18 protein-coding genes are annotated in these 17,192 nt (G+C 73.8%); 10 read left to right on the top strand and 8 right to left on the bottom strand.

The window, feature by feature from the left end:
- Positions 1-114 precede the first annotated feature (114 nt).
- The 3 genes from C1I97_RS02745 to C1I97_RS02755 are packed head-to-tail and all read left to right on the top strand — an operon-like array spanning position 115 to position 3,832.
- Positions 115-1,566 (top strand): APC family permease, encoded by a 1,452-nt coding sequence (locus C1I97_RS02745; protein WP_111001618.1) that lies wholly within the window; start codon positions 115-117, stop codon positions 1,564-1,566.
- Positions 1,567-1,619: 53 nt separating this feature from the next.
- A complete protein-coding gene (locus tag C1I97_RS02750) occupies positions 1,620-3,110 on the top strand; it encodes an aldehyde dehydrogenase (protein ID WP_111001619.1) in 1,491 nt (496 codons plus the stop codon).
- Entirely contained in the window at positions 3,107-3,832 is a 726-nt protein-coding gene (locus C1I97_RS02755; protein WP_111001620.1) for a gamma-glutamyl-gamma-aminobutyrate hydrolase family protein, read from the top strand. Before C1I97_RS02750 ends, C1I97_RS02755 begins: the two co-directional genes overlap by 4 nt.
- A gap of 10 nt (positions 3,833-3,842) precedes the next feature.
- Here the strand turns inward: C1I97_RS02755 and C1I97_RS02760 are convergent, their stop codons facing one another.
- Complete coding sequence (locus tag C1I97_RS02760) at positions 3,843-4,415, bottom strand: MarR family winged helix-turn-helix transcriptional regulator (RefSeq protein ID WP_111001621.1); 573 nt, start codon at positions 4,413-4,415, stop codon at positions 3,843-3,845.
- A 113-nt stretch (positions 4,416-4,528) separates the two neighbouring features.
- Positions 4,529-5,101 (bottom strand): Rv1733c family protein, encoded by a 573-nt coding sequence (locus C1I97_RS02765; protein WP_258382391.1) that lies wholly within the window; start codon positions 5,099-5,101, stop codon positions 4,529-4,531.
- 240 nt (positions 5,102-5,341) lie between these two features.
- Between C1I97_RS02765 and C1I97_RS02770 the strand changes: the two genes are divergently transcribed.
- Complete coding sequence (locus tag C1I97_RS02770) at positions 5,342-5,722, top strand: luciferase domain-containing protein (protein WP_181446530.1); 381 nt, start codon at positions 5,342-5,344, stop codon at positions 5,720-5,722.
- Positions 5,723-5,741: 19 nt separating this feature from the next.
- On the opposite strand, the gene C1I97_RS02775 is transcribed toward C1I97_RS02770, so the two are convergent.
- Complete coding sequence (locus C1I97_RS02775; protein WP_111001623.1) at positions 5,742-6,521, bottom strand: DeoR/GlpR family DNA-binding transcription regulator; 780 nt, start codon at positions 6,519-6,521, stop codon at positions 5,742-5,744.
- 121 nt (positions 6,522-6,642) lie between these two features.
- Between C1I97_RS02775 and C1I97_RS02780 the strand changes: the two genes are divergently transcribed.
- Complete coding sequence (locus tag C1I97_RS02780; RefSeq protein WP_111001624.1) at positions 6,643-7,524, top strand: SIS domain-containing protein; 882 nt, start codon at positions 6,643-6,645, stop codon at positions 7,522-7,524.
- Positions 7,525-7,549: 25 nt separating this feature from the next.
- Positions 7,550-8,422, top strand: coding sequence for a class II fructose-bisphosphate aldolase (locus C1I97_RS02785; RefSeq protein ID WP_111001625.1), 873 nt, complete (start codon positions 7,550-7,552; stop codon positions 8,420-8,422).
- Here the strand turns inward: C1I97_RS02785 and C1I97_RS02790 are convergent.
- The gene (locus C1I97_RS02790; protein ID WP_111001626.1) at positions 8,412-9,545 is read right to left on the bottom strand and encodes a methyltransferase; all 1,134 of its coding nucleotides are present in this window, start codon (positions 9,543-9,545) and stop codon (positions 8,412-8,414) included. The two genes, C1I97_RS02785 and C1I97_RS02790, sit on opposite strands and share 11 nt — an antisense overlap.
- 66 nt (positions 9,546-9,611) lie before the next feature.
- Between C1I97_RS02790 and C1I97_RS02795 the strand changes: the two genes are divergently transcribed.
- Entirely contained in the window at positions 9,612-10,262 is a 651-nt protein-coding gene (locus C1I97_RS02795) for an alpha-ketoglutarate-dependent dioxygenase AlkB family protein (RefSeq protein ID WP_111001627.1), read from the top strand.
- 48 nt (positions 10,263-10,310) lie between these two features.
- Entirely contained in the window at positions 10,311-11,549 is a 1,239-nt protein-coding gene (locus C1I97_RS02800) for an ROK family protein (protein WP_111001628.1), read from the top strand.
- A 56-nt stretch (positions 11,550-11,605) separates the two neighbouring features.
- On the opposite strand, the gene C1I97_RS02805 is transcribed toward C1I97_RS02800, so the two are convergent.
- Positions 11,606-12,133: an ATP-binding protein gene (locus tag C1I97_RS02805; protein WP_111001629.1), complete on the bottom strand. Its 528-nt coding sequence runs from the start codon at positions 12,131-12,133 to the stop codon at positions 11,606-11,608.
- Between the two features lie 184 nt (positions 12,134-12,317).
- Positions 12,318-12,641 (bottom strand): hypothetical protein, encoded by a 324-nt coding sequence (locus C1I97_RS02810; protein ID WP_111001630.1) that lies wholly within the window; start codon positions 12,639-12,641, stop codon positions 12,318-12,320.
- Between the two features lie 324 nt (positions 12,642-12,965).
- Here C1I97_RS02810 and C1I97_RS02815 point away from each other — a divergent pair, with 324 nt between their 5' ends.
- Positions 12,966-14,090 (top strand): PLP-dependent cysteine synthase family protein, encoded by a 1,125-nt coding sequence (locus C1I97_RS02815; RefSeq protein WP_111001631.1) that lies wholly within the window; start codon positions 12,966-12,968, stop codon positions 14,088-14,090.
- A gap of 39 nt (positions 14,091-14,129) precedes the next feature.
- Here C1I97_RS02815 and C1I97_RS02820 read toward each other — a convergent pair whose 3' ends face one another.
- Both C1I97_RS02820 and C1I97_RS02825 read right to left on the bottom strand, forming a co-directional pair.
- Complete coding sequence (locus tag C1I97_RS02820; RefSeq protein ID WP_258382392.1) at positions 14,130-14,387, bottom strand: hypothetical protein; 258 nt, start codon at positions 14,385-14,387, stop codon at positions 14,130-14,132.
- A gap of 91 nt (positions 14,388-14,478) precedes the next feature.
- Positions 14,479-15,306, bottom strand: coding sequence for a DeoR/GlpR family DNA-binding transcription regulator (locus C1I97_RS02825; RefSeq protein ID WP_111001632.1), 828 nt, complete (start codon positions 15,304-15,306; stop codon positions 14,479-14,481).
- Between the two features lie 272 nt (positions 15,307-15,578).
- Here C1I97_RS02825 and C1I97_RS02830 point away from each other — a divergent pair.
- A partial coding sequence (locus C1I97_RS02830; protein ID WP_111001633.1) for a hypothetical protein occupies positions 15,579-17,192 on the top strand: 1,614 nt, incomplete at its 3' end.

Below are 17,192 nucleotides of genomic sequence, written 5' to 3' on the forward strand. Positions count from 1 at the left end.
GATCCACGCGGATTCCCCGCCCTCGACCTCTTGTCAAACGGATAGGTGCGCCCGCACGATGGGGCAACTCGTTTGGCCTGAAACGACCCATCCCTTTTCTGGCAGGTGATCCGAGTGGACAGTCAGACGGCCGCCCCGGAGCGGACCGTGCGGGACACATCCACCGCAGCCACGCTCAAGCCCAATGCGCTGGGCGTTTTGGGCATCCTCTTCTTCGTCCTTTCCGCGCAGGCCCCCCTGACCGGCATCGCCGGGGCGGCCCCGATCTCCGTCGCCATCGGCAACGGAGCCGGCACCCCCGCCGCCTACGTGCTGGCGGGCGCCATGATCCTGCTGTTCTCGGTCGGCTTCGTCGCCATGGGGCGGCACGTCGTCGACGCCGGCGCCTTCTACACCTACATCGGCAGGGGGCTCGGCCGTACCGCCGGAGCGGGCAGCGCGGGCCTCGCGCTGTTCTCCTACTGCGTCATCCAGGCGGCCATGTACGGGCTCTACGGCTCGATCGTCAGCGGCCTGGTCGCCCAGCACGCCGGTCTGGACCTGCCGTGGTGGGTCTGGGCGCTGGCCACCATGGCCCTGGTGAAGGTGCTCGGCGCCGCCGGCATCGAGATGGGCGCCCGCGTGCTGGCCGTCTTCGTCACGGCCGAGTTCAGCATCCTGCTGGTGTTCGGCCTGATCACCCTGTTCAAGGGCGGCGGCCCCGAGGGGCTCGGCGTGGCCCACAGCTTCTCGCCGTCCGCGGCGCTGCAGGGCGCGCCCGGTGTCGCCGTGATGTTCGCCGTCGCGTCCATGTTCGGCTTCGAGGCCACCGCCATCTACGGCGAGGAGGCGCGCAACCCGAGCAGGACCGTCCCGCGGGCCACCTACCTGTCCGTGCTCGTGGTCACCGGCTTCTTCGCACTGACCTCCTGGATGCTGATCTCCTCCTACGGCGCCTCCAAGGCGTCGGCGGCCGCGGGCAAGGCGCTGGCGAGCGGGGACTCCACCGGCTTCGTCTTCGCGCCGATCGCCGCGGAGTTCGGCGGCTGGGTGAACCAGGTGCTGCCGATCCTGCTCGCCACCTCCCTGTTCGCGGGCATCCTCACCTTCCACAACTCCGCCAACCGCTACCTGTTCTCGCTCGGTCGCGACGGCCTGCTGCCGCAGGGCCTGTGCCGGCTCAACGACCGCCACGCGCCCTCGGTCGCCGGCTGGGTGCAGACCGTGATCGCGCTGGCCCTGGTCGTCCCCTTCGCGCTGACCGGCAAGGACCCGGTGCTGACCCTCTTCTCCTGGTTCAGCGGGGTGGCCGTCCTGGCGATGATGCTGCTGTACCTGCTGACCTCGGTGTCGGTGGTCGTCTTCTTCCGCCGTGAGCGCCTGGACAGCCGGATGTGGAACACCCTCATCGCCCCGGTGCTGGGCATGCTCGGGCTGGCGGGCGCCATCTGGCTGATCCTGGCCAACTTCACCACCCTCATCGGCGGCTCGGCCGGCACGGCTGTGGGCCTCACCCTCCTGGTGCCGCTGGTGCTGGTGCTGGGCGCGGCGAACGAACGGGTCAGGCGGCGCCGGGCGGCGCCGTAACCCCTCTGCCCGCCCTGGAACGACTGAACGATCAACGTGGTCTGGAGGACCGCATGTCCGCTGTCACCCACGACGAGTGGCTCCGTCGCGCGAAGGCGTTCGAACCGCCTCGCGCGCACCACATCGACGGCATCGAGGAAGCCGGCGGGGGCGCCGCCTTCTCCGTCGTCTCGCCCCGGGACGGCCAGGTGCTGACCGAGGCCGCCGACGCCGGCACCGCCGAGGTCGACGCCGCCGTGGCCGCCGCCCGCCGTGCCTTCGACAGCGGACCGTGGCCCCGGTTGGCGCCCGCCGACCGCGGCCGTGTCCTCCTGCGCATCGCCGACCTGCTCCAGGAACGGCGGGCGGAGCTCGCCCTCGCCGTGACCCTGGAGATGGGCAAGCCGATCACCGACGCGCACGACATCGAACTGCGCGCCCTGATCAACACCTTCCGCTGGTACGGGCAGCTCGCCGACAAGCTCACCGACGAGTCGCCGCACACCGCACCGGACGCGCTCGCCCTGGTCACCCGCGAGCCGGCCGGAGTCGTCGGCGCCGTGGTGCCCTGGAACTTCCCCCTCACGCTCGCCGGCTGGAAGGTCGCCCCCGCGCTGGCGGCCGGCTGCACCGTCGTACTGAAGCCCTCGGAGAACTCGCCGCTGTCCGCGCTGCTGCTCGTCCGGATCGCCACCGAGGCCGGCCTGCCGCCGGGTGCGCTCAACGTGGTGAACGGCGACGGGCCGGTGGCCGGACGGGCCCTCGGCCTCCACCCCGACGTCGACGTGCTGGCGTTCACCGGCTCCACGGCCGTCGGCCGGCACTTCCTGCGCTACTCCGCCGACTCCAACCTCAAGCGGGTCTGGCTGGAGCTGGGCGGCAAGTCGCCGAACATCGTCCTGCCCGACGCCCCCGACCTGGCGAAGGCCGCCGCCACCGCCGCCTGGGGCATCTTCTTCAACCAGGGCGAGATGTGCACCGCGCCCTCCCGGCTGCTGGTGCACTCCTCGATCGCCGAGGAGGTCACCGAGGCGGTCGTGGCGCGGGCGCGCGAGCTGCGCGTCGGCGACCCCCTCGACCCGGCCACCGAGATGGGCGCCCTGGTCGGCGAGGCCCACCTCGGCCGCGTGCTCGACCACGTCCGGCGGGGCGCCGACGACGGGGCCCGCCTGCGCACCGGCGGGGAGCGGACCCTGACGGAGACCGGTGGCGTCTACCTCCAGCCGACCGTCTTCGACCGCGTCGGCCGGGGCAGCCGGCTCGCCCGCGAGGAGATCTTCGGCCCGGTCCTGTCCGTGCTCCCCTTCGACGGGATCGACGAGGCGGTCGAACTCGCCAACGCCACCGAGTACGGCCTCGCCGCCGGCCTGTGGACCTCCGACCTGTCCACCGCCCACCGCGTCTCCCGGGCGCTGAAGGCCGGCACCGTCTGGGTCAACTGCTACGAGGAGGGCGACCTCACCGTGCCCTTCGGCGGCATGAAGCAGTCGGGCAACGGCCGGGACAAGTCCGTCCACGCCCTGGAGAAGTACACCGAACTGAAGACCACCTGGATCCAGCTGTGAGCCGAGCCCCCCGCCCCCTGATCGCGATTCCCGCCCGCTTCTCCGCCACCACCTCGGCCCTGCGCTACACCGCCGAGGTCAACGCGCGCGCCCTCGTCGAGGCGGTGTGGCGGGCCGGCGGCGAACCGGCGAGCATCCACCCGGTGGACCCCGCCGAGCACGACGTCGCCGAGCGGCTCGCCCGCTTCGACGGCATCCTGCTGCCCGGCGGCGGCGACCTCGCCCCGCACCGGTACGGCGCCGCCGACGCCCACGACAGCGTCTACGGCGTCGACGACCTCCAGGACGACTTCGACCTGGAGGTGGCCCGCCGGACTCTGGAGTCGGGGCTGCCGCTGCTGGCGATCTGCCGCGGTCTGCAGGTGGTCAACACCGCGCTGGGCGGCACCCTGCACCAGGACATGGGCGGTCCCGGACAGGACCACCGGCACGTCCGGCACCCCGTCTGCCTCGCCCCCGGTTCGGTCCTGGCGGAGGTCACCCGCGCCGACAAGGCCGAGGCCTCCTGCTACCACCACCAGCACATCGACCGGCTCGGCGAGGGCCTGACGGTCACCGCACGGGCCGCCGACGGCACGATCGAGGGAGTGGAACGCGCCGGCGGCGCGGGCTGGTTCGCGGCCGTGCAGTGGCACCCCGAGGACACCGCACACGAGGATCCGGTGCAGCAGCGCCTGTTCGACGCGCTGGTGGAGGCGGCACGGTCGCCCCGGATCCGCTGAGTCCGCCGGCTCACCCCCTGGCGCGACGCCCGCTGCGGCGCGGCGCCGGGTCCGCGCCGCCCAGCAGCGACCGGCGGCGGTCCTCGCCGTGCTCCTCGACCTGCAGGACCACCCGCCGCAGCATCTCCGCGAGATCCCGGCACTCCTCACTGCTCAACTGCGAGGTGACGAAGGCCTCTTCCTCGTTGAACGACGGAAAGACCCGGCCCATGAAGTCCTCGCCCTCGTCGGTGAGCGCCAGCAGCACGAGCCTGCCGTCGGTGGGATGGCCGGTACGCCGCAGCAGCCCACGCGACTCCAGCGTGCGGGAGACTCCCGTCAGGGTGCCCTTGGAGATGCCGGCCTCCTCGGCGACGTGCCGGGTCTCCGACTCGCCCCAGACCCAGACCACCCACAGCACGACGAACGCGGTCCAGGTCAGGTCCGAGCCGCGCAGCACCGAGTTCTCCAGGTGCTGGCGGACCGCGGAGGCGGCCCGGTAGATGTTCGCCACCGCCGCCATCTGCTCCCGGCGCACACGGATGCCGCCGAGCTTGGCCTGTGCGAGCTTCTCCGCCTCGGTGATGGAACGCTGGCCGGGCACGGGCACTCCCCCTCGCTGATCGCCGGTACCAGGCAGGCCGATGCCGCCCGCCTGGTCGTTCGGGCTCAAAGTGTACGGCGGTCGGTTCCGGAGAACGGGGTCCGGAGCCGCCGTCAGCCGGTCTTCCAGCCCCAGGGCGTGTCCACGCGTGCCCACTCCTTGTCCCACTGGTCGAAGCGGCGGCGGTCGAGCCGGGTCCGTACCAGCTTGGCGCCGCCGATGACCACGCCCGCGGCGGCCGTGCCCGCCCACAGCCCGCCCAGGGTCGACTGGAACGCGCTGTCGGCCCGCGAGGCGGGCGGGGAGGTCAGGACGCCGTGCCCGTTGGTCCACACCGTGACGTGGGTGCCGGGCGTCGCGGAGACCGGGACCCTGGTCCGGCCCGTGTGCACCGAGCCGTCCGGATCCGTCCAGCGGACCGTCCCCCACACCAGGGCGCCGCTCGTCGGCCGGGCCGCCCCGTGGGTCGCGTCCTGGGTCAGCACGGCGGACAGCGGGCGGGTCTCGGCACGGACCCGGTCCGCGTTCCGCTGCATCGCGCCCGCCGTCAGCACTCCCGCCAGCACACCGCCGGCCATGGCGAGGACCCAGGCGACGAGCAGGATCCACGCCTCCACGACGTCACTGGTCCGCCTGAGCGGATTCCGCCGCCACCGCCACAGCCACACTCCCGCACGACGTGTCACCTTCGACACCCCCTCGTGAGCACCGACGGCCCTGCTTCCAGTGTGCCCCCAGACGCGATCAGCGGCTTCCGGAAGCACGGAGAGAGGAAAGCCGAGCACTTCAGACGGTCGCGAGCAGGGTCGTACGCCCGCGTACCCGCTCACCCCTCCCGCGCCCGGTGCCGCGCCCCTTCGGACACGGATCGGTCAAGGCCCGCCCACGCGCCGGTTGCCGTGCGGTGAGCGCGCCGTGATGGGACCATGACGCTCGCCGCGCGCGCCCTCGCCCACCTGGCCACCTGGCCCGATCTGACGGAGGCGGCGCCGAGCTGCGGCACCGGGCAGGCGCTCAGCTCGGCGCAGGGCGAGATCGCGCACTTCCGCTCCGACCGGGACGTCGACCTCCACCTGACCGCACCGGCCGTCCGCCGCATGACGGGCGACCTGCGGCGCTTCGCCGCGGTCCGCGTCGTGCCGGGTTCCCCCTGGGTGACGATCCGCCTCGACGCCTCGGCCGACGCGGATCTCCTCGTGAGCCTGATGAGCGTCGCGCTCCAGGCCCATCAGGGCCTGCCGGACGACGGCCTGCCCGCCTCCCGCGGCTGCAACGACGGCCGCGGTGTGGGCTTCCTGCGCACCTGACGGCAGGGGGCGGACGTCGTCAGACGGTGATGACCCGCACCCCCGCCTCCTCGAACCCGCGCACCGTCTCCTGCCCCGCCGCCGTGTCCGTGACCAGCGTGTCCAGCGACCCGGTCGGGCAGATGCGGGCGAAGGCACGCCGGCCCAGCTTGCTGGAGTCGGCGGCCACGACGACGCGTTCGGCGCGCTCGCACAGCAGCCGGTTGACGGCGGCCTCGGCCTCGTCGTGGGCCGCCGCGCCGTGCGTGACGTCGAGGGCGACCACCCCGAGCACCGCCACGTCGAGCGTGATCTGGCTCAGCACCCCGTCCGCCAGCGGGCCGATCAGCTCGTACGACTGCGGACGCGCGACCCCGCCGGTCAGCACGATCTTGAACTGGGGCCGTACGGCGAGCTCGTTGGCGATGTTGAGCGCGTTGGTCACCACGGTCAGCGCGGGTGAACCGGAGGCGAGGTCGCTGCGCACCGCCAGGGCGCGGGCCACCTCCGTGGTGGTGGTGCCGCCCGTCAGCCCCACCGCCTCGCCGGGCGCCACGAGGTCCGCGACCGCCTTCGCGATCCGCTGCTTCTCGGAGGCGTGCCGGGCCGTCTTGTAGCGCAGCGGCAGCTCGTAGGAGACACCGTGCACGACCGCGCCGCCCCGGGTGCGGACGAGCATCTGCTGCTCGGCGAGCCGGTCGAAGTCCCGCCGGATCGTCGCGGCCGACACCCGCAGCTCGGCCGCCGCCTCCTCGACGTCCAGCCGGCCCCGCTCGACGAGCAGCTCCAGCAGCGCCTTCCAGCGCGCGTCGCGCGACATCGGCGGCCTCCGTTTCTCGATCCCCCGCGACCCTAACGCACCCGCCACCCGGACGAATGATTGAAGTTGCTCGAAAGCTGGCACTATCTTGCAAGAACAAGCAGATACAGGAGGACGGGTCATGAGCCATGTCGAGGACGAGCTGACCAGCCAGCCCGAGTGCTGGGCCCGCGTCGCCCACGACGCCGCCGCCCACGGCCGGGCGCTGCCCGCGCCGGGCGAGCGGGTCGCGATCGTCGGCTGCGGCACGTCGTACTTCATGGCCCAGGCCGCCGCCGCGCTGCGCGAGGGCTCGGGGCAGGGGGAGACCGACGCCTTCGCCGCCTCCGAGTTCCCCCACGGCCGCTCCTACGACCGGGTCCTCGCCCTCACCCGCTCCGGAACCACCACCGAAGTGCTCGAGGTGCTCACGGAGTTGAAGGGACGCACGCCCACCACGGCCGTCACCGCCGACCCCGGCACCCCCGTCATGGACGCCGCCGACGAGGCCGTCGTGCTCGACTTCGCCGACGAACGCTCCGTGGTGCAGACCCGGTTCGCGACCACCGCCCTCACCCTGCTGCGCGCCCACCTCGGACTGCACAGCGACGACGTCGTCGTCGACGCCGGCACGGCGCTGTCCGCTCCGCTGCCCGAACGGCTCGTCGACCGCGCGCAGTTCACCTTCCTGGGCCGGGGCTGGACCGTCGGCCTCGCCAACGAGGCCGCCCTGAAGATGCGCGAGGCCTCGCTGTCCTGGGCCGAGGCCTATCCGGCGATGGAGTACCGCCACGGCCCCATCAGCGTCACCACCGAGGGCACGGCCACCTGGATGCTCGGCAGCGCCCCGCACGGACTGGCCGGACAGGTACGGGCCACGGGCGGATCGTGGATCGAGAGCGCACTCGACCCGCTCGCCGAACTGGTCCGCGCCCAGCGCCTCGCGGTCGCCGTCGCCCGGGCCCGCGGCCTGGACCCGGACCGCCCCCGCCACCTCACCCGCTCGGTGATCCTCGCGCCGTAAACCCCCGGAAAGGTCAGGACAGGCCGTGCCGCTTGCATCCACCGGCGAGCTGGTCGCCCGCGCCGCCGCCGCGCGTTCCGCCGTCGTCGCCTTCAACATCATCACGCTGGAACACGTCGAGGCCGTCGTCGCCGGCGCCGAGGTGGCCGGCGCGCCCGTCGTCCTGCAAGTCAGCGAGAACGCGGTCAGGTTCCGCTACGGACGGCTGCTGCCGCTCGCCCGCGCGGCCGCCGCCGCGGCCGAACGGGCCGCCGTACCCGTGGCGTTGCACCTCGACCACGTACAGAGCGACGACCTGCTGCGTCAGGCGCCCGACGCGGGCTTCAGCTCCGTGATGTACGACGCCTCCCGTCTGCCGTACGCGGAGAACCTCGCCGCGACCAGCGCCGCCGCGGCCTGGGCGCACGCCCAAGGGCTGTGGATCGAGGCCGAGTTGGGCGAGGTTGGCGGCAAGAACGGCGCGCCGCCGCTGGACGCCCACGCCCCCGGCGCACGTACCGACCCCGCGCAGGCGCACGCGTTCGTCACCGGCTCCGGGGTGGACGCCCTGGCCGTGGCCGTCGGCAACACCCACGCCATGACCGAGCGCACCGCGGCCCTCGACCACGACCTCCTCAAGCGCCTCGCCGGAGCACTGGACGTCCCCCTCGTCCTGCACGGCTCCTCCGGTGTGTCCGACGGTGAACTGACCGCCGCCGTCACCGCCGGCATCGCCAAGGTCAACATCGGCACCGCCCTCAACATCGCGATGACCGGAGCGATCCGTGGCTTCCTCGCCGCCCACCCCGAGGCGGTCGACTCCCGTAAGTACCTCGGCGTGGGGCGAGAGGCGATGGCGGGGGAGGTGCGGCGGCTCATCGGGGTGATCGGCACCCCCCGCGCGGGGGCTACCTCTTGACGGCCTTCAGCACCACGAACTTCGGGTCGCTCGCGACGAGCCGGCTGTTGCCGAACAGCCGGCGCAGCGTGACGTGGTAGCCCAGGTGCCGGTTGCCGATCACCCACAGCTCGCCGCCGGGGCGCAGCGCGCGCCGCGCCCCGGCGAACATGCGCCGGGCCGTCGCGTCCGTCGTCGCCTGGTGCGAGTGGAACGGCGGGTTGTTGAGCACCAGGTCCACACTGCCCGCCGGCACCCCGGCCAGCCCGTCGCCGACCCGGAACTCGGCGTGCCCGGGTACGCCGTTCGCCTTGTACGTCGCCTCCGCCGAGGCCACGGCCTGGAACGACTCGTCCGTGAACAGCACCTCCGCGTCCGGGTTCGCCAGCGCCAGCGCCGTCCCCACGACACCGTTGCCGCAGCCCAGGTCCACCACCCGGCGGGCGCCCAGGCCGCCGGGGAGGTGCCGCAGGAAGAAGCGGGTGCCGATGTCGAGCCGGTCGGCGCAGAAGACACCCGCGTGGTTGACCACGGTCCGGCCGGACGCGGCGCCGATGCCGTCGGGCAGCGTGTAGCTGTACGGCCACGGACTGGCGGGCCGCTCCAGGGCGGGGTCCGGAGTGCAGAGGATCAGCCGGGCCTTGCGCCGGGCGAGCGAGGTCCTGGTCGGGCCGAGGATCCGCTCGAACAGCGCCAGCGTCGAGGTGTGGATCTCCTTCACCATCCCGGTGCCGACGACGACCGTGCCCTCGTGCACCGAGGGGGCGAGGCGCAGCAGCTGGTCCTCCAGCAGGGCGAGGCTCTTGGGCACCCGCACCAGCAGCACGTCGACACGGCCGGGCGGCGGGTCCTGCGTGGTGAGCAGGCGTACCGCGCCGGGCCCGGCACCGTTGCGGGCGAGGTTCGCGCGGGTCGCCTCCTGCCCGAGGAACGAGTCGGTGATCTGCACCGGCCGGTGCGCCGCCAGCGCCGTGACCAGGGCACCCCACCGGTCGCCCACGACCACGACGGTCCCGGACAGGTCCGTCCCCTGCTCGTCGAGGTGCCGCAGCAGGTACTCGTCGGAGGCGTCCCAGGCCCGCAGCCGGTCACGCGGATCCTCGGGGAACCGGGCGAGCACCGGCTCGCCCCAGGGAGTCGTCATACGGTCGTCCATCGCCGGTCAAGGTTAGCGGAGCCCCAGCTCACGGCTCTGCGGCAGGATGGGGGCATGGACGCCGAGCTGTTCCCTCGCAGCCGTGCACGGATCGCCCCGGGAGCCGTGCACGTACCGGACTGGCTGGATCCGGCGCGCCAGCACCGGCTGCTCGCCGCCTGCCGGGAATGGGCCCGCCCGCCGGCCGGCCTGCGCACGGTGCGCACCCCCGGCGGCGGGACGATGACCGCGCGGCAGGTCTGCCTGGGCCGGCACTGGTACCCGTACGGCTACGCCCGCACGGCCGTCGACGGCGACGGCGCCCCGGTCAAGCCGTTCCCCGCCTGGCTGGGCGAACTGGGACGCGCGGCGGTGACGGACGCGCTGGGTCCCGGGGCGGTCCCGGAGGCGGCGTACGACATCGCCCTGATCAACTTCTACGACGCCGACGCCCACATGGGCATGCACCGCGACAGCGACGAGAAGTCCGGCGCGCCGGTGGTGTCGCTGAGCCTCGGCGACACGTGCGTGTTCCGCTTCGGCAACACCGGGACCCGTACCCGGCCCTGGACCGACGTCGAACTGCGCGGCGGCGACCTGTTCGTCTTCGGCGGCCCGTCCCGCCTCGCCCACCACGGCGTGCCGCGGGTCCATCCGGGCACCGCCCCACCGGAGTTGGGTCTGACGGGGCGGCTGAACATCACCCTGAGGGTGAGCGGCTTCTAGACCGCGCCGCTGGTCACGACAGGTACGGATCATGGGAGACTCGCCCTCATGAGCGGCAAGGCGGACCCCCGGGCGGCGGGGGAAGGGAGCACCTCGAGGACGCGGCTGGACCGGGGGCGCGGCGCGCTCGGGCCCGCGCTGGAACTCGTGCACACCGGGCGCGCCCCGACCCGCGCGGTCCTCACCGCCGAGCTGGGGGTGACCCGGGCGACGGCCGGTGCGGTGGCCGCCGAACTGGAGGCGCTGGGCCTGATCCGGGTGGACGCCCGGCCGGGCGCGGCGGCCGGCTCGCAGGGCCGCCCCTCGCACCGCCTCTCGGTCGCCGAGGACGGGCCCGTCGCCCTCGCCGCGCAGGTGCACGCCGACGGCTTCCGTGCCGCCCTGGTGGGGCTCGGCGGCCGTATCGTGGCGACCGCGCCCGGCTGCGAGACCGTCGACCCCGACCCGGGCGAGGTGCTCGGCTCCGTCGTCGAGGCCGGCGCGGAACTGCTGCGCACGACCGGCCGGCGCTGCGTCGGCGCCGGGCTCGCCGTGCCCTCCGCGGTCGCCGAACCGGAGGGCCTGGCCCTGAACCCGCTCCACCTGGCCTGGCCCCCGGGTGCGCCGGTGCGCCGGCTCTTCGCGGAGTGCGTGCGCGCGGCGGGGATCACCGGGCCGGCGTTCGCCGCCAACGACATCAACCTCGCCGCGCTCGCCGAGCACCGGCACGGCGCCGGCCGCGGCGCCCGCGACCTGCTGTGCGTGGCGACCGGACACCGGGGCGTGGGCGGCGCGCTGGTGCTGGACGGACGGCTGCACTCGGGCAGTGCGGGCCTGGCGCTCGAGGTCGGCCACCTCACCGTCAACCCCGAGGGCCGCCCCTGCCACTGCGGCAGCCGGGGCTGCCTCGACGTCGAGGCGGATCCCCTGGCCTTCCTCACCGCCGCCGGCCGCGAGCCGGGCCCCGTGGTCTCACTGCTGCAGCAGGCCGACGACCTGATCCGCCACCACTACGACGACCCGGCCGTCCGCACGGCCGTCGAAGCCCTCGTCGACCGCCTCGGCCTGGGCCTGGCGGGCCTGGTGAACATCCTCAACCCCGACCGCATCATCCTCGGCGGCCTCCACGGCACCCTCCTCGGCGCCGCCCCCGACCGCCTGCGCGCCGTCGTCGCCGACCGCAGCCTGTGGGGCCAGAGCGGCGGCGTCCCCATCCTCCCCTGCACCCTCGCCCACAACAGCCTGGTCGGCGCGGCGGAACTGGCCTGGCAGCCGGTCCTGGACGACCCGCTGTCAGCGCCGGCCTGAGCGGCCCGGGCACAGGGGCGAGGGGCGGTGCCCTGGGAACACCGGGCCCCGTCCGGTCAGCCGGCGACGGCGGACCGGACGGCGGAGCGGGTGCCGTTGAGCGCGGAGCCGGCGAAGCGGCGGGCGGCTTTCTCCGCGGTGACGAGGGCCGGTACCCGGGCCGGTACCGAGACCGAGGGGGCGGAGATCGGCAGGGTGAACCAGACGACCTTGCCCTGCTCGCCGTCGGGGCGCGCGCCCCAGCTCTCGCTCACCGCGGCCACCATCGCGAGCCCCCGCCCCCCGGTGGCCAGCGGCGCGATCTCGCCCAGGTCCTCCACCACGGGAAGGCGCGGGTCGTGGTCGCGTACGGAGACCGTGAGCCGGTCGAGCAGCAGCTCGAGCTCCACGGTGCACAGCTTGTCCGGCTGGGCGTGCTGGTGGACGTTGGTCAACAGCTCCGTCACACCGAGCGCGGCCCGGTCGATCAGAGGGTCCAGATGCCAGTAGCGCAAGTGCGCCGATACGATTCTGCGGACCTGGCCGATCCGCGACGGCAGGGCTTGGAGCTCCACCGTGCAGTGCCTGCTTGGGTGACTGATCACGGCTGCGACTCCCCGACGTTGAGGTCCGGAAGAACACGACGTTTCGGATGCAGCAGGACGCCTGCGTGACACTGCCGCCTGCTGTCGTGGCCGGCGGGCTGGTTCGCAGCGTTATCGCCGGTAAACCCTGAGTTACGTGAGACCAGAGTGGCCTACGGGGTGGGGTCCCGCAACTCGCCGCCGCTCAGCCGCCGCGCCCCGCCGCCCGGCGTACGGCCTCGATGAACCGGCGGGCCGCCGGCGGTCCCGGCTCGCCCGGTGCGGGGTCGCGGTCGCCCAGGGTCAGCACGTACCGCTTGCCGTCGAGGTCGGCGAGCGCCCGGTCGTCCGGGGCGTACCAGGGCCTGAACGCGCGCACCGCCCCCAGTGGTGCGCTGTCGATCTCACTGCCGTGGCTGGTGAGCAACTCCAGTCTGCCGTCGCTGATCCGGACCTGTCCGGCCCGGGTGAGCGAGCGCAGTCGCTTGTCGATGCGCACGCCCGTGGCCGTGAACTCCGGTTCCGCCATCCTTTCCCGTCCCCTCGCGCGCGTCGTCGGCCAGATGACTCCACGGGCTCCTCTTCGTCCCGCGCGGTGCAGTCTGCACGCCTTCGGCAGCGAGCACCAGTGCCCGGGGCGCGCTCGCGACCGGCGTCCGGAGCACTCGCGTGAATGCGCCCCCACCCGTGCGCGCACCGCGTCCCGGGCGGGCTCCGGCGAGCCGCGCTCCCAGCGTCTCTTTGAGCCCCTCAAAGGTGTGTTTATGCAGGTGAGAAGCGTTTCGAAGATGTCTATCATCGGTGGCGCCCGGCCGCGCGACACGCCGTCGGCGCACAGCGTAAGGAGCCTCGCGTGAGCATCATCCAGCAGCGGCGGACCAGCGACACCCTGGACGTCGACCGCAGCGACAGCGGATACCGCGACTGGCTGAAAGAAGCCGTCCGCAAGGTCCAGGCCGACGCCAACCGCTCGGCCGACACCCACCTGCTGCGCTTCCCGCTGCCCGAGGAGTGGGGCATCGACCTGTACCTGAAGGACGAGTCGACCCACCCGACCGGAAGCCTCAAGCACCGCCTGGCGCGCTCGCTGTTCCTGTACGGCCTGTGCAACGGCTGGATCCGCCCGGGCCGTCCGGTGATCGAGGCCTCCAGCGGCTCGACGGCCGTCTCGGAGGCGTACTTCGCGAAGCTGATCGGCGTGCCCTTCATCGCGGTGATGCCGCGCACGACGAGCGCCGAGAAGTGCCGCCTGATCGAGTTCCACGGCGGGCGGTGCCACTTCGTGGACGACCCGCGCACGATGTACGAGGCCTCCGCCGCCCTCGCGGCCGAGACCGGCGGCCACTACATGGACCAGTTCACCTACGCCGAGCGGGCCACGGACTGGCGCGGCAACAACAACATCGCCGAATCCGTCTTCCGGCAGATGGAGTTGGAGCGCTTCCCGGAACCGGCCTGGATCGTCGCCACGGCGGGCACCGGCGGCACCTCGGCGACCATCGCGCGCTACGTCCACTACATGCAGTACGACACCCGCGTCTGCGTCGCCGACCCCGACAACTCCTGCTTCTTCGAGGGCTGGACCACCGGCGATCCGGACGTCACCTGCGACTCCGGCTCGCGCATCGAGGGCATCGGCCGGCCGCGCATGGAACCGAGCTTCGTGCCCGGCGCCGTCGACCGCATGATGAAGGTCCCGGACGCCGCCGCCGTGGCCGCCGTACGCGCCCTGGAACGGGCCATCGGCCGCAAGGCGGGCGGCTCCACCGGCACCGGTCTGTGGAGCGCCCTGAAAATCGTCGCCGAGATGCTGCGGGAAGGCCGCCGCGGCAGCGTCGTCACCCTCCTGTGCGACCCGGGCGACCGCTACCTCGACAAGTACTACTCGGACACCTGGCTGACCGAACAGGGCCTGGACAGCGCCCCGTACACGGCGGCGATCGAGGCGTTCCTGGCGACGGGGGAGTGGCCGGACTGAGCGGTCCGTTCAGGTTTACCCAGGCCCGGTCCGGCCGGGTCACCGGACCGACAGGCGGTGGTCCAGGGACGTCACCGCGGCGCGGAAGGCGCGGCCGGGGCCCCGCCGGGCCAGGCTCAGGGTGAGCCGGAAGGGGGCCGTGCCGTCGGCCGGCCGCGCATACGTCACCGCCGAGAACCACTCGGTCCGGCCCGGCACGTCCTCGGCGAGCGCGTCGAAGACCCGCTCGGGGGAGGCGGAGACCTCCCGCGCGAACACCAGCCGTACGGGCGCGCTCCCGGCGAAGCCGATCCCCACCGGACGCAGACGGTGAGCCCTGGACGGGCCTCCCTCAAGGCGTACCGGCGGCACGGCCCGGCCGCGCGCGGTCACCGTGGCCGACGTCCGTTCAGGTGTCCGCCGCGTCCTCGGTCTCGCCCGCCACCACCAGCCGCAGATGCTCCGAGACCTCGGCACGCGCCTCGGCCGGCAGCCCGGCGTCCGTCACCAGGGTGTCGACCTGCTCCAGCGCGGCGAAGGAACTCAGGCCCACCACACCCCACTTGGTGTGGTCGGCGACCACCACCACACGCCGCGCGGACCGCACCAGCCGCCGGTTGGTCTCGGCCTCCGCCAGGTTCGGCGTGGACAGACCGGCCTCGGCCGATATCCCGTGCACCCCGAGGAACAGCACGTCGAAGTGGAGCGTGGCGATCGCCTGGTCGGCCACCGGCCCCACCAGCGAGTCGGACGGCGTACGCACCCCGCCGGTCAGGACGACCGTCGCCGCTCCCTGCCGCTGACCGGAGCCGCGCTGCGCCGAGTGGAAGACGTCCGCCACCCGCACCGAGTTGGTGACCACCGTCAGATCGGGCACGTCCAGCAGATGGCGGGCCAGCGCGTACGTCGTCGTGCCGCCCGAGAGGGCGATCGCCGTACCCGGCGCGACCAGCCGGGCCGCCACCCGCGCGATCTCCTCCTTGGCGGTCGGCTCCAGACCCGACTTGGCCTCGAAGCCCGGCTCGTGCGTACTGGCCTCCACGACCGGAACCGCCCCGCCGTGCACCTTCTCCAGCACACCCTGGCGGGCCAGCGCGTCCAGGTCGCGGCGGACCGTCATGTCCGACACGCCGAGCTTCCGGGTCAGCTCGTTGACCCGGACACCGCCCCGGCGCCGGACCTCGTCCACGATCAGGGCACGCCGCTGCTCCGCGAGGAGGTTCTGATTCTCACTCACGTGGGCTCCGGTTCCTTTCGCCTCAAGCCGTCCGACACGCGCGGAGGTCCCATCCTTTCATGGGGCGGCGTCCGCCGCGCCGGAGCCCGCCCGACGCGCACATGCCGCTTTCGTCTCGCCCTCCCGCGCGCCGGCCCTCACCCGTACCGGCGAAATTCCGGTGACAGGGGGTGTGCCACGGACCACGAGCGGCGATCCTGGTGTCCGCACGGACACAGACCCATGACCCACACCCACGGACACCCACGGACGCGTCACGGGGGAAGCGAACAGTGGAACGTGCACAGCAGTGGCCGGCGACCGGATGCGCCCTGGAGCTCCTGGTCCACGGTGTCGGCGGCACCACGCCCGAGAGGATGCTGGACGATCCGCGGACGGTGCGGATCACCGGCGACGACACCGCGGCCGTCTTCCGCCGCGCCGACGACGTCGACGCCGAGACGCGGCCCGGGAAGCGCCACGGCACGCCGGTGCCCGAGGCGTACGTCTGGTGCAACCTCACCTCGGGCAACGGCGCCCGCGCCCTGTGGCTGTTGCTGCTGCCGTTCATGGTGGTCAACCTCGCCCACTGGATGCGCCCCGGCGCACCCGGCCGCCCCCGCACGACACGTCTGTACGGCCTGCTGGTACGGCTGGCCGGCCTCACCCTGACCGTGCTGCTCGTCGCCGCCGCCTGCGAGGTCGCCCTGGACCTCACGGCCTGGCAGTGCGCGGGCACCCGTGCGTGCGCCGCACGCCACTCCTGGCTGGGCTTCCTGTCGCCCGCGGCCGGCGGCTGGTGGAGCGCGCCCGGCCGCCGTCTCGCCCTCGCGGCCCTGGTGCCCGCAGCGCTCACCGGATTGCTGTGGTACCTGGCCCACCGCACCTGGAGCGCCTACGAGTCCCAGCAGCCGATGTCCCGCGCACCCGAGCCCGAGGAGGACACCGGCACCGGCTCCCTGGGCCGTCCCGGCTTCTGGTACGGACGCCGCCTGGTGGCCCGGCTGCGCGCCGCCCACACCGCCGCCGGCCTGCTCACCGTCGCCGCCGCGATCGCCGCGCCCACGGCGGCCCTCGACCGCCGCCCCGGCGGTCCCGCGGTCCTCGACGTCCTGGGCCGGCTCCTGCCGGCCGCTCTGCTCGCCTGGGCCGCCGCCGTGGTCTGGGTCGTCTGCCGCCGGGGCCGCACCGAGCACCTGCTCGACCGGCAACTGGACCGCCATCTCGTACGGCGGCTGCCGCTCGGCGCCCTCCTGCTGCTCCTGCTCACCGCCGTGTACGCCGGCTGGTCACGGCCCGGCTGGACCTCGGCCGGCCGGCTGGCCGGCGACACCACCTTCGGCGGCCTCGCCCTGGGGCAGGGCCTGCTGGTCGTCGCCCTCGGCATCACCGCGCACGCCCTGTACCGCACCCGCCCCGACCCCCGCGCCGTGCTGCGGGGCCTCGGCGGGCCCGCGGTCGCGATGCTGGCCTGCGCGCTCGGCGGCGTGATGTCCGGTGGGGTCTGCCAGCGCGTGGCCGACTGGCTGGACGGCACCGGCACCTCCATCCCGGGCCCGCCGGTCATGCTCACCTGGCAGGCGTCCGTCATCCCGCCGCTGCTCCTCGTCCTGCTGGTGCTCTGCGGACGGCTCGCCGGGCGCGCCCGGCGGCTGGCCCGCGCCCTGCGCGCCACGGTCGAACGGGACCACCCCGGCGAGCCGTCCGACCCCGAGCGCACGCGCCGGATCGCCCGCACCCGCGCCATGGCGACGCTCACCGACGACGCTCCCCTCGTCGTCGGCGTCACCTCCGCCGCCACCCTCGTCCTCGGCGCCGCCGCACTCGTCGGCGCCCTCGGCACCGGCAGGACCCCGGCCGGAGCCGCGGCCGGCACCCACCCCGCCCTCCAGGGCGCGGCCCAGACC

This window comes from Streptomyces sp. NTH33, assembly GCF_003236365.1.
In the GTDB taxonomy this organism is placed as follows: Bacteria; Actinomycetota; Actinomycetes; order Streptomycetales; family Streptomycetaceae; genus Streptomyces.